Genomic DNA, 12,137 nt, shown 5'->3' with positions numbered 1-12,137 from the left:
GCGCACAGGCCCCCGTCCACGTCGCTGACGTGCGCCGGGGCCTGCGTACGCCCCCACTAGACTGAGGATCATGGCTCGCAAGAACAGTGACGCAACCGCCCCCGGTGGTGCTCCCGGTGCGCAGGGCGCACCGAAGCAGAAGAAGCCCAAGAAGGTCCGCTGGTATCACCAGGTGGCCCGCGCCTACCGCATGACGTACGAGCACGACCGCGTCCTGCCGTGGCTCATGCTCGCGGCGTTCGCGGCGGTCATGGCGGTCGCGGTGCTGCTCGGCCTCTGGTGGGGCCTGGTCATCTACGTCTCGATCGTGGGCCTGCCGTTCGCCCTCCTGGCTGCCATGTTCGTCCTGGCGCGCAGGGCTGAGAAGGCGCAGTACGCCGAGATCGAGGGTCAGCCCGGCGCGTCGCGCGCCGCGCTCGGGACGATCCGCCGCGGCTGGACGTTCGACGAGGAGCCCGTCGCGGTCGACCCCAAGACTCAGGACCTCGTGTTCCGGGGGCTCGGACGTCCCGGGATCGTCCTCGTGACCGAGGGGCCCCCGCACCGCGTGAAGAAGCTCATCGATGCCGAGCAGCGCAAGCTCAACCGCGTCCTGTCGAGCGTGCCTGTCATCGTCGTGCAGTGCGGCAACGCCGAGGGCCAGGTGCCCCTGCCCAAGCTCGCGCGTCACGTGCAGAAGCTCAAGCCGAAGCTCACGCGCGCCGAGGTCGGCGAGGTGGGCAAGCGTCTCACCGCGCTCGGGAAGATCCGGATGCCGATCCCCAAGGGCGTCGACCCCAACCGTGCGCGACCCGACCGCAAGGGGATGCGGGGGCGCTGACCCTCACGGACCGCGCCGGACACGCGACCGATACACGGGCGACGTCTTCGTAACACGCGCGAAACATGAGGAACATGCACGAGAAATCCCTGACCTCTAGTTTTTCACTGCCCGGGTAAGAGGGCGCCCCCGATCAAGGAGTAGCGGATGTTCAAGAACGCCGAGGAGGCCATTGCCTTCACCCAGAACGAGGGTGTCGAATTCGTCGACGTCCGGTTCTGCGACCTGCCGGGCGTGATGCAGCACTTCAACATCCCGATCTCGCAGTTCGCCGCGTCGGCCTTCACCGACGGAATGATGTTCGACGGGTCCTCGATCCGTGGCTTCCAGGCGATCCACGAGTCGGACATGAAGCTCATCCCCGACGTCACCACCGCGTACGTCGACCCGTTCCGCAAGCGCAAGACGCTCATCGTGAACTTCTCGATCGTCGACCCCTTCACCGACGAGGCGTACTCGCGCGACCCGCGCAACGTGGCCTTCAAGGCTGAGGCCTACCTGCGCTCCACCGGCATCGCGGACACGGCGTTCTTCGCCCCCGAGGCCGAGTTCTACATCTTCGACGACGTCCGCTTCAAGACGAGCGCGAACGAGTCCTACTACAAGCTCGACTCCAAGGAGGCGGCCTGGAACACGGGCCGCGAGGAGGAGGGTGGCAACCTGGGTTACAAGACCCGCTACAAGGGTGGCTACTTCCCCGTCTCCCCCAACGACCAGATGGCTGACCTGCGTGACGAGATGTGCGCAGTCCTCGGCGAGGTCGGTCTCGACGTCGAGCGCGCGCACCACGAGGTGGGCACCGCCGGCCAGCAGGAGATCAACTACCGCTTCTCGACGTTGACGGCCGCTGCCGACGACCTCATGAAGTTCAAGTACGTCATCAAGAACGTCGCGTGGGAGGCCGGCAAGTCCGCGACCTTCATGCCGAAGCCGATCTTCGGCGACAACGGCTCGGGCATGCACTCCCACCAGTCGCTGTGGAAGGACGGCGAGCCGCTCTTCTATGACGAGAAGGGCTACGGCGGCCTCTCCGACATCGCGCGCTGGTACATCGGTGGTCTGCTCAAGCACGCGCCCGCGCTGCTCGCGTTCACGAACCCGTCGGTGAACTCCTACCACCGCCTGGTCCCGGGTTACGAGGCGCCCGTCAACCTCGTCTACTCGGCGCGCAACCGCTCCGCGTGCATCCGTATCCCCGTCACCGGGAACTCACCGAAGGCGAAGCGCGTCGAGTTCCGCGTGCCGGACCCGACGGCCAACCCGTACCTCGCGTTCGCAGCCCAGCTGCTCGCAGGCCTCGATGGCATCAAGAACCGCATCGAGCCCCCGGAGCCGGTCGACAAGGACCTCTACGAGCTCCCGCCCGAGGAGCACGCTGCGATCCAGCAGGTGCCCGCGTCGCTCGGCGAGGCGCTCGACGCCCTCGAGGCCGACCACGACTTCCTCACGGTCGGTGACGTCTTCACGCCGGACCTCATCTCGACGTGGATCGACTACAAGCGCACGCACGAGATCGACCCGATCCGTCTGCGCCCGCACCCGCACGAGTTCGAGCTGTACTACGACATGTGACCTCTGATGGTCGCCTGACCTGCGGGAACGCTGGCCAGGCCCCGCAGTAGTCCGCAATGCGTCCGCAAAGAGTCCGCACGAGCCGCCAGACAACCACGGCGGCACGTGCGGACTCTTCTGCGTCCGGGGGCGCGTGGCGGTCGGTACCGAACCTCGTCGTCACCAGCTGCACCCCGGAATCCCGGCCGGCCGCGAGTGGCCCTGCTCGCCCCCGCGCCTACGGTGTGACGATCGGGAAGGCGGGGTCCCCCCGGTCCAGCACTCCGAGGAGTGCATCGAGTACTGCCGCATCGCCGGTGAGCTCCACGCCGGGGGAGGTGAGATCGCCGGCCATGAGGGCGATCATCCGGCGCTTCGTCGCACTGACCGTCAGTCGCTCGGTGGTGTCGTCCTCGCACCGGGCGCTGATGAGCACGCCATTCTTGAGAGTGAGCCGGTAGGCCTCCTCGAGCTCCGTGAACCTCACGACCAGGGCGAGGTCGAGGTCCCACGCCTCCGGACCGTCGACGGACACCGCGAGGGCGTCGAACAGGTGCCTGGGCGTGAGCTGGGCGAGCAGGGCGGGCGCGGCTGAGGAGGACGAAGGGGTGCCGAGGCTGCTCCCCCGCAGCTCGGCCGCACCGGCGAGGAAGAAGTTGCGCCAGGTGCCGTTCTCGGCGCCGTAGCCGAGCTGCTCCAGCGTGTCGGCGTGGAGCGCGCGTGCGGCGGCGTGGTCCTCGTCGGCGAAGACGGCGTGGTCGAGCAACGTCGCCGCCCAGCGGAAGTCTCCGGCGTCGAACGCCGCCTGCGCGAGGTCGACGGTCCTGTCGATGCCTCCGAGGGCGTCGACGTATCGTGCCGCGAGCTGGGCTGGGGGATGCGGCCAGAGCCGGGCGGGGTTGCCGTCGAACCAGCCCATGTAGCGCTGGTAGATCGCCTTGACGTTGTGGCTGACCGAGCCGTAGTAGCCCCGCGCGTTCCACGCCCTCCGCAGCGCCGGCGGCAGCTCGATGACCTCGCCGATCTCGGTGCCGGTGAGGCCCTGGTTGAGGTGCCGGAGCGTCTGGTCGTGCAGGTACGCGTACAGGTCGCGTTGCGTGCTGAGGAACTCGACGATCTCCTCCCTCCCCCATGTCGGCCAGTGGTGCGAGGCGAACGCGACCTCGGTGCGGTCGGCGAAGAGCGTCAGCGCTTCGGTGAGGTATCCCGCCCAGGCATGCGGATCGCGCACGAGCGCACCACGGAGCGTGAGGAGGTTGTGCAACGTGTGGGTGGCATTCTCCGCGAGGCACAGCGCCCGGTAGCGCGGGAGATAGAGGTGCATCTCGGCCGGCGCCTCGGACCCGGGAGCCATCTGGAACTCGATCTCTATGCCGTCGACGGTGTGCGTCTGCCCGGTCCGCGTGATGTGGATGGTCGGCACGATGAGGCCGACCTCTCCCCCGGACGTCGTCTGGCCGAGGCCGGCACCCACCTGCCCCCGCGGACCTCGATCCAGCGATGCGGCGTACATGTATCCGGCGCGTCGGGCCATCGCCACGCCGGCGTAGACGTTCTCGGCGACCGCGTGCTCCGTGAAGCCCTCGGGGGCGATGATCTCGATGCGCCCGTCATCGACGTCCGCCTGGGACGCGACACCGAAGACGCCGCCGAAGTGGTCGACGTGGCTGTGGGTGTAGATCACCGCGACGACGGGGCGCATTCCTCGATGCGCCGCGTACAGCTCCCGCGCTGCGGCCGCGGTCTCGGTGGAGATCAGCGGGTCGATGACGATCACCCCGGTGTCGCCCTCCACGAAGGTGACGTTCGACAGGTCGAGCCCTCGCACCTGGTAGACCCCGTCGACGACCTCGTACAGGCCCTGCTTCGCGACCAGCTGAGACTGCCGCCAGAGGCTCGGATGCACCGTCGTGGGCGCGGTGCCAGTGAGGAAGGCGTAGCTGTCGTTGTCCCAGACGACCCGGCCGTCCTCGGCGGTGACGATGCCCGGGTCGCGGGCGGCCAGGAAGCCACGGTCCGCATCGCGGAAGTCCCGGTCGTCCGAGAACGGCAGCGACTCCTCCGCCTCCCGATGCGCGAGCTCGATGTGCGGTGACGCGGGCTTCTGGTCCACGGTCTGCCTCCACTCACATCCCGGCCGCCCCGCGTGCCGCCGCGGTCCGACCGAGGACGCTCATCGTCTGTCGAGCTTCGAACCCCCTTCACAATAAGCACATCACGGGACATCCTCTCCTTTTCGCTCACCCTTGCTGCTCGCGCCAGACGGTGGCGTGGGCTGCAAGAAGGGGCAGCACCTGCCCCTCTCTGCGGTAGGTTCTCTCCCGGTGGCGCCCGGACAGCCCGCGTTCCACACCCATCGTCATCGGCTCGTGGAGGCCCCGTGGACACCCGCCCTGCTCTCATCGAGAGCACCCGCCCGCCGCGGTGGCTGCCGCGCGCGCTCCTGCTGTGCATCGGCGCGGTGTTCCTCGGGATCTTCGTGTGGCGGGCGCTCGGGTCCCTCAACGGGCTGATCGTCAACCTCGTCATCGCGCTCTTCGTCGCGCTCGCCATGGAGCCGATGATCCTGTGGCTCGTTCGTCACGGCTGGAAGCGCGGCCTCGCCACCGGCGCGGTCCTGTTCAGCCTCATCGCTGGTGTCGGCGTCGTCCTCGCCCTCTTCGGCGGGTTGTTCCTCGACCAGGCCGGGCAGCTCATCACGACACTGCCCGACACGTACGACGACGTGACGGACTGGGCAGAGGAGCAGTTCGCCGTCCAGATCCCGGAGATGGCTGAGCTGCAGACCCAGGTCGTCAACGACTGGGGCGGAGAGGTGGCGAGCCGGGCGATCGAGATCGGGTCCTCGCTCGTCTCCGGGATCTTCAGCCTCTCGGTCATCCTCCTCGTCGCGTACTACCTCGCAGCTGCTGGTCCGCGGTTCCGTGCGTCCATCTGCGCGTGGCTGAGCCCCGCGAACCAGACGGAGGTGCTGCGCCTGTGGGAGATCACCCAGATGAAGATCTCCGGGTACATCAACTCCCGCGTCGCCCTCGCTGCCCTCTCCAGCGTGGCGACGGGCGTGTTCCTCACCATCATCGACATCCCGTTCGCGCTCCCGCTCGCGCTCTTCACGGGTGTCGTGTCGCAGTTCGTCCCCACGATCGGGACGTACATCGGCGGGGCGCTGCCCGTGATCTTCGCGATCACGACGGACGGACCGGAGAAGGCCCTCCTCGTCGCCGGGTTCATCGTCGCCTATCAGCAGATCGAGAACTTCTGGCTCTCCCCGAAGATCTCCGGGCGTGCCCTCGAGATGAACCCCGCGGTCTCGTTCGTCGTCGTGCTCGCCTTCGGAGCAGTCTTCGGTGCGCTCGGCGCGTTCCTCAGCCTCCCGATCGCCGCCACGATCCAGGCGGTCGCATCGACCTATCTGCGCCGCCACGAGCTCGTCGACTCCCCCATGTTCCAGGACCCGGGGTCCGCGGAGAAGAAGGCGCCGACGACCACCTCAGGATCCTCGGCCCGGGAGGACGAGGCAGGTCAGTCCTCGCGGCCGTAGAAGACGCGCTCCATGACGGCACGCGAGCGTCGAGCCGCCCGGAGGTAGTCCTCCTCGATCTCGGCGCCGCTGCCGGACTGGTAGTGCACCGCCCGGGCGATGCCGCCGAGCGCCACCCGGTCCGAGGGCAGCACATCGGCCGTCGCTCCTCCGATGCGCCCGGACCAGAGCACGACGGCGTCGCGGAGGTCCGAGGCGAACTGCCACGCCGTCGCGAGCGTCTGCACGTCCTGGGCGTCGAGGAGGCCGGCCTTCTGAGCAGCCGCCAGGCCGCTGAGCGTCCCGGTGGTCCGCAGCTCGGGGATCTCATGGGCGTGCATGAGCTGGAGGAGCTGCACGGTCCACTCGACGTCGCTGATGGCCCCACGGCCCAGCTTGAGGTGCCGCGTGGGGTCGACGCCCCGCGGCAGGCGCTCGGACTCGACGCGCGCCTTGATCCGGCGGATCTCCCGCACGGTCGCGGCATCGAGTCCGCCGACCGGGTAACGCAGCGGGTCGATGAGCGCGATGAACCGTTCGCCGAGCCCCTCGTCACCGGCCACCGGTCTGGCGCGGAGCAGTGCCTGGCTCTCCCACGGGGAGGACCAGCGACCGTAGTACTCGACGTAGGACTCGAACGACCGGACGAGCGGACCGTTCCGCCCTTCCGGGCGAAGGTCGGCGTCCACCTGCAGGGAGGGTTCCTCGCTGGCGGTCCCGAGGAAGGACCTCAGGCGCAGCGCGAGCGCGTGGGCGAACGCCTGAGCGTCCGCCTCGCTCGCTCCCTCGACAGCCTCGTAGACGAACATCACGTCCGCGTCGGACCCGTACCCGAGCTCACGGCCCCCCAGACGTCCCATCGAGATGACGGCGAAGCGTGCGGGCGGGTGCGCAGTGCCGCGCTCCTCGCTCACGACCGCACAGGCCACACGCAGCGCGCCGACGAGGGCGACGTCGGCGGCATCGGAGATCGCCGGCGCGGCGTTCTTGCCGTCGATCACACCGAGAAGCTCGGCGCACGCGATACGCGCGAGCTCGCGGCGCCGCAGAGCGCGGACGAGCGTCACCGCCTGCTGCGGGTCGTCCGCACGCGTGAGGAAGGCGTCGAGCTCCGTGTGCAGCCGTTCGGCTGGCAACGGCTGCAGGCGCGCGTCCTCCGCGAGCCAGGTCACGGACTCCGGTGACCGCCCGAGTGCCTCCGCGACGTACCGCGAGGTCGAGAGCAGATACGCCAGGCGGAACGCCGCCGAGCCGGAGTCGCGCAGCAGCTTGAGATACCAGTGGGTGCTGCCGAGCTCCTCGGACAGCCGCCGGAAGGCGAACAGGCCGCCGTCGGGATCGGACCCCTCCGCGAACCAGCCGAGCATGACGGGCAGCAGCTGCCGCTGGATCGACGCCCGCCGGCTCATCCCCTCGGTGAGTGCGGCGATGTGCCGCAGAGCACCACCCGGGTCGCGGTAACCGATCGCCGCCAGGCGTGCACGCGCGGCCTCAGGGGCGAGGCTCGCCTCCTCCGCCGACAGCTGCGCGGTCGCCGGCAGGAGCGGGCGGTAGAAGAGCTCCTCGTGGAGGCCTCGGACCTGTCGTCGCGTGGTGCGCCACCGGGCGAGCAGTCCCTCGGCCCCCTCGGCGCGCATGCCCAGCGACCGGGCGAGCCTGCGCAGGTCGTCCTCGCTCGTCGGCATGAGGTGCGTGCGCTGCAGCTTGAACAGCTGGACGCGGTGCTCGAGCGAACGCAGGAACCGGTAGCACACGGCCAGCTGCGCCGCGTGCTCCCGCCCGACGTACCCACCCTCCGCCAGCGCGCAGAGCGCGGTGAGCGTGTTCGAGCTACGGATGGTCGGGTCGGAGCGGCCGTGCACGAGCTGCAGGAGCTGGACCGTGAACTCGACGTCCCGGAGCCCACCCTTGCCGAGCTTGATCTGCCGGTCTGCCTCGGCGGCCGGGACATGGTCCTCGACGCGGCGGCGCATCTTCTGGGAGTCCTCGACGAAGTTCTCGCGTCCGGCCGCGCTCCACACCATGGGGGTGACAGCCGCGACGTACTCCCGGGCAAGATCCGCGTCACCGGCGGCGAGCCGCGCCTTGAGCAGCGCCTGGAACTCCCACGTCTTGGCCCAGCGTTCGTAGTAGGACACGTGGCTCGCGAGGGTGCGGACCAACGGGCCGTTCTTGCCCTCGGGGCGCAGTGCCGCGTCGACGGGCCACAGCGCGGGCTCGCCGCTCGGGCCTCCGCACGCACGCGTGAGACCGGTCGCCAGGCGTGCACCCACGGACGTCGCGTGGTCCTCGGAGTAGCCGGGCTCCGGCTCGACGACGTAGATGACGTCGACGTCGCTCACGTAGTTGAGCTCGCGACCGCCGCACTTGCCCATGCCGAGCACGGCGATGCGCACGCCCTCGCCGTGGTCCGGCAGCTCGGCACGCGCGATGGCCAGCGCGGCCTCGAGGGCGCCCGCGGCAAGGTCAGCGAGAGCAGCGGCAACGGCTGGGAGGATCGACAGCGGCTCGGTCGACGTGAGGTCGGTCGCGGCGATGAGCAGCAGCCGCCGACGGTAGGCCCGCCGCATCGCGTCGACCGCCTCGGTGTGGGAGAGCGTCGCGACCGGCGCACGCGCCTCGGGGTCTGCCCCCACGGCGTCGAGCATCTCTCGTCGCACGGTCCGGACGTCCACCCCGACGGCTGACCTGGCTGGCAGGAGGTCGTCGAGGAGGTCGGGGTGCCGCACGAGCTCGTCGCCGAGCGCGGAGGACGCGCCGAGGACTGCGACGAGGCGACGCCGGGCCATCTCCTGCGAGGGGTCCTCGCTGGGGCAACCGTCGGGGTCGTCGCGGAACAGGCGGCCCAGCTGCGCGGTGCGCGCGGCTCCGGCTGCGGACCCGTCGCAGGACGAGGACGCGCAGAGCCGGACGAGGGCGAGCAGCGCGAGGTCGGGGTCAGCGGCCTCGCCGAGCGCGGCGAGCACCGTCGAGGAGGGCGTGACCTCTCCGACCACCGCGACGAGATCCTTGTCGGAGCACAGCTGCACCGACCGTGCGACGTCGGTGAACCCGAGCCGGGTCAACCGGCCCCGGAGCGTCGGCCTACGGGTCGAGATCACCATCGGGTCCACCCGCCCGTCCCGCGATGGCCGGGGCTGCTCAGAGGACCTGGAGCAGGCGCTTGAGCTCGAACGGCGTCACCTGCGCGCGGTAGCCGTCCCACTCCTGGCGCTTGTTCCGCAGCACGAAGTTGAAGACGTGCTCGCCGAGCGTCTCGGCGACGAGCTCCGACTTCTCCATGATGTTCACGGCGTCGTCGAGCGACTGCGGGAGGGGCTTGATGCCCATCGCGCGACGCTCGGCGTCCGTGAGCTCCCACACGTCGTCCTCGGTGGCCTCGGGGAGCTCGTACTGCTCCTCGATCCCCTTGAGGCCGGCGGCGAGCATGAGCGCGAACGCGAGGTAGGGGTTCGTCGCGGTGTCGAGCGCCCGGTACTCGATGCGGCTGGAGTTGCCCTTGCCCGGCTTGTACATCGGTACGCGCACGAGCGCCGAGCGGTTGTTGTGTCCCCAGCAGATGTAGCTCGGCGCCTCGGCGCCACCCCACAGGCGCTTGTAGGAGTTCACGTACTGGTTCGTCACCGCGGTGATCTCCGCGGAGTGGTGCAGGAGGCCGGCGATGAAGTGGCGGGCGGTCTTCGACAGCTCGTAGGTCGCGCCGGGCTCGTGGAACGCGTTGCGGTCACCCTCGAACAACGAGAGGTGGGTGTGCATCCCCGACCCGGGCTGGTCGGCGAGCGGCTTCGGCATGAAGGACGCGAACACGCCCTGCTCGAGCGCCACCTCCTTGACGACCGTGCGGAACGTCATGAGGTTGTCGGCGGTCGTGAGCGCGTCCGCGTACCGCAGGTCGATCTCGTTCTGGCCCGGACCGGCCTCGTGGTGGGAGAACTCGACGGAGATCCCCATCGACTCGAGCATCGTGATCGCCGCACGCCGGAAGTCGTGACCCTGGGTCCGTGCGACGTGGTCGAAGTACCCGCCGTGGTCGATCGGCACGAGGGGGCCGTCGGCGGTGGGCGGCTCGAACAGGTAGAACTCGACCTCGGGGTGCGTGTAGAAGGTGAACCCCTGGTCGCTGGCCTTGGCGAGCGCCCGCTTGAGGACGTTGCGGGAGTCCGCGAGCGACGGCTCGCCGTCCGGGGTGAGGATGTCGCAGAACATGCGGGCCGCGCCGTGGTGCTCACCGCGCCACGGGAGCACCTGGAAGGTCGTGGGATCCGGGCGCGCGATCATGTCCGCCTCGTAGACCCGCGTGAGTCCCTCGATCGCGCTCCCGTCGAAGCCGATGCCCTCGGTGAAGGCGGCCTCGAGCTCCGCCGGGGCGATCGCCACCGACTTGAGCATGCCGAGCACGTCGGTGAACCAGAGGCGGATGAAGCGGATGTCGCGCTCCTCGACCGTGCGGAGCACGAACTCTTGCTGCCTGTCCATGAGTACATCCTGCCTGATGCCGAGCCCGGGCGGTGGCTGCCGCTCCGAAAATGCGCGACGAAAGCCCTAGGGTGAGGTGCATGGCCGAGATCCGGATCGCTCTAGCGCAGATCGACACGTGCGTCGGAGACATCGAGAACAACACCCAGGCCGTCCTCGACTGGTCCCGACGGGCGGCTGACGCCGGCGCCGACGTCGTGGTCTTCCCGGAGATGACGGTCACGGGGTATCCCATCGAGGACCTCGCCCTGCGGGCGTCCTTCCAGCGCGCGGCGCGCGACGCCCTCACCGTCCTGGCGGGCCGGCTCGACGAGCTCGGGCTGGGAGACCTCAGCGTCGTCGTCGGTTCCGTCGGGGCGTCCCGCGCGAGCGCCGACCATCCGACGACCCGCCCGACCAACAGGGCCGTCGTGCTTCAGCACGGCACGGTGGCGGCGAGCTACGACAAGCACCACCTGCCGAACTACGGCGTCTTCGACGAGTACCGCATCTTCGCGCCCGGCGACGCCACGTGCGTCATCGAGGTCCGCGGTCGCCGGCTCGGGATCGTCGTCTGCGAGGACATCTGGCAGGACAGCGGGCCCGTCGCGTCCCTCTCCGGCGCGGGGCTCGCGGCGCTGCTCGTGCTCAACGGCTCCCCGTTCGAGGAGGGCAAGGGGCACGTGCGGACGGACCTCGCTGCCCGGCGCGCGCGCGAGCTCGGTGCGCCCGTCGTCTACGTCAACATGGTCGGTGGCCAGGACGACCTCGTCTTCGACGGCGGGTCGTTCGTCGTCGGTGCCGGCGGGACAGTCCTGGCGAGCGCACCGCAGTTCGTCGAGCACCTGCTCGTGTGGGACCTCGCCGAGGACGACGAGGAGCCCCGCCGCGGCGAGGTCGCCCCGCCATTGAGCACGGACGAGGAGATCTACCGGGCGCTCGTCGTGGGGCTCACCGGGTACGCCTCGAAGAACGGCTTCCGTTCCGTGACTCTCGGGTTGTCCGGCGGGATCGACTCCGCACTCGTCGCAGCCATCGCCGCGGACGCGCTCGGCGGCGCGAACGTCGTCGGCGTCTCCATGCCGTCGGTGTACTCGTCCGAGCACTCCAAGGACGATGCGCAGGACCTCGCGCAGCGGATCGGCGCGGACTACCGCGTCCAGCCCATCGCTCCGATGGTCGATGCGTTCCAGGGCCAGATGCACCTGACGGGCGTCGCCGAGGAGAACCTCCAGGCGCGCGCGCGCGGCATGATCCTCATGGCCCTGTCCAACGCCGAGGGGCACCTCGTGCTCGCGACGGGCAACAAGTCCGAGCTCGCGGTCGGGTACTCCACCATCTACGGGGACGCCGTCGGTGGGTACGCCCCGCTCAAGGACGTCGACAAGTCGCGGGTGTGGGCGTTGGCCCGGTGGCGGAACAACCTCGCCGTCGACCGTGGAGAGATCCCACCGATCCCCGAGAGCTCGATCACGAAGCCGCCCTCCGCCGAGCTGCGCCCCGGGCAGGTGGACCAGGACTCGCTTCCGCCCTACGACCTCCTCGACGAGGTGCTGGACGCGTACATCGAGCACGCGGAGGGCCGCGCCGAGCTCCTCGAGCGGGGATTCGACCCCGCGGTGGTCGACAAGGTGGTCAGCCTCGTCGACCGGGCCGAGTGGAAGCGACGGCAGTACCCGCTGGGTCCGAAGGTGACAGCCCTGGCGTTCGGGCGAGACCGCCGGCTGCCCATCACGTCGCGGTGGCGCGAGCCCCAGACCTGACTCCCCCGTCTCCCAGATCCTCCGGCCG

Annotated in this window: 7 protein-coding genes; 4 read left to right on the top strand and 3 right to left on the bottom strand. The window is 69.8% G+C overall.

The genetic code is table 11. From position 1 onward, the window contains the following. Positions 1-70 precede the first annotated feature (70 nt). Both AC54T1_RS06000 and glnA read left to right on the top strand, forming a co-directional pair. Entirely contained in the window at positions 71-820 is a 750-nt protein-coding gene (locus tag AC54T1_RS06000) for a DUF4191 domain-containing protein (protein ID WP_484344704.1), read from the top strand. 147 nt (positions 821-967) lie between these two features. Then, the gene (gene glnA, locus AC54T1_RS05995; protein ID WP_484344705.1) at positions 968-2,392 is read left to right on the top strand and encodes a type I glutamate--ammonia ligase; all 1,425 of its coding nucleotides are present in this window, start codon (positions 968-970) and stop codon (positions 2,390-2,392) included. A gap of 217 nt (positions 2,393-2,609) precedes the next feature. Here glnA and AC54T1_RS05990 read toward each other — a convergent pair whose 3' ends face one another. Beyond that, positions 2,610-4,484: an alkyl/aryl-sulfatase gene (locus AC54T1_RS05990; protein ID WP_496911376.1), complete on the bottom strand. Its 1,875-nt coding sequence runs from the start codon at positions 4,482-4,484 to the stop codon at positions 2,610-2,612. Positions 4,485-4,751: 267 nt separating this feature from the next. Between AC54T1_RS05990 and AC54T1_RS05985 the strand changes: the two genes are divergently transcribed. Further along, complete coding sequence (locus AC54T1_RS05985; RefSeq protein ID WP_496911375.1) at positions 4,752-5,912, top strand: AI-2E family transporter; 1,161 nt, start codon at positions 4,752-4,754, stop codon at positions 5,910-5,912. Here the strand turns inward: AC54T1_RS05985 and AC54T1_RS05980 are convergent. Both AC54T1_RS05980 and AC54T1_RS05975 read right to left on the bottom strand, forming a co-directional pair. After that, positions 5,894-8,995 carry a bifunctional [glutamine synthetase] adenylyltransferase/[glutamine synthetase]-adenylyl-L-tyrosine phosphorylase gene (locus AC54T1_RS05980; protein WP_484344708.1) on the bottom strand — a complete coding sequence of 1,034 codons (3,102 nt, stop codon included), beginning with the start codon at positions 8,993-8,995 and terminating at the stop codon, positions 5,894-5,896. The genes AC54T1_RS05985 and AC54T1_RS05980 overlap by 19 nt on opposite strands. Positions 8,996-9,032: 37 nt before the next feature. Further along, positions 9,033-10,367: a glutamine synthetase family protein gene (locus AC54T1_RS05975; protein ID WP_484344709.1), complete on the bottom strand. Its 1,335-nt coding sequence runs from the start codon at positions 10,365-10,367 to the stop codon at positions 9,033-9,035. Positions 10,368-10,447: 80 nt separating this feature from the next. Here AC54T1_RS05975 and AC54T1_RS05970 point away from each other — a divergent pair, with 80 nt between their 5' ends. Further along, positions 10,448-12,109, top strand: coding sequence for an NAD+ synthase (locus AC54T1_RS05970; protein WP_496911374.1), 1,662 nt, complete (start codon positions 10,448-10,450; stop codon positions 12,107-12,109). Positions 12,110-12,137 lie beyond the last annotated feature (28 nt).

It is taken from the genome of Sanguibacter sp. Z41_6 (genome assembly GCF_059621145.1).
The sequence above is the reverse complement of the archived record's forward strand: the minus strand, read 5'-3'. Positions and strand labels throughout refer to the sequence as shown.

Excerpts from the sequence above, each read along its gene's own strand:
- AC54T1_RS05970 (WP_496911374.1), top strand. The coding sequence starts at position 10,448 with ATGGCCGAGATCCGGATCGCTCTAGCGCAGATCGACACGTGCGTCGGA.
- AC54T1_RS05975 (WP_484344709.1), bottom strand. The coding sequence starts at position 10,367 with ATGGACAGGCAGCAAGAGTTCGTGCTCCGCACGGTCGAGGAGCGCGAC.
- AC54T1_RS05980 (WP_484344708.1), bottom strand. The coding sequence starts at position 8,995 with ATGGTGATCTCGACCCGTAGGCCGACGCTCCGGGGCCGGTTGACCCGG.
- AC54T1_RS06000 (WP_484344704.1), top strand. The coding sequence starts at position 71 with ATGGCTCGCAAGAACAGTGACGCAACCGCCCCCGGTGGTGCTCCCGGT.
- glnA (WP_484344705.1), top strand. The coding sequence starts at position 968 with ATGTTCAAGAACGCCGAGGAGGCCATTGCCTTCACCCAGAACGAGGGT.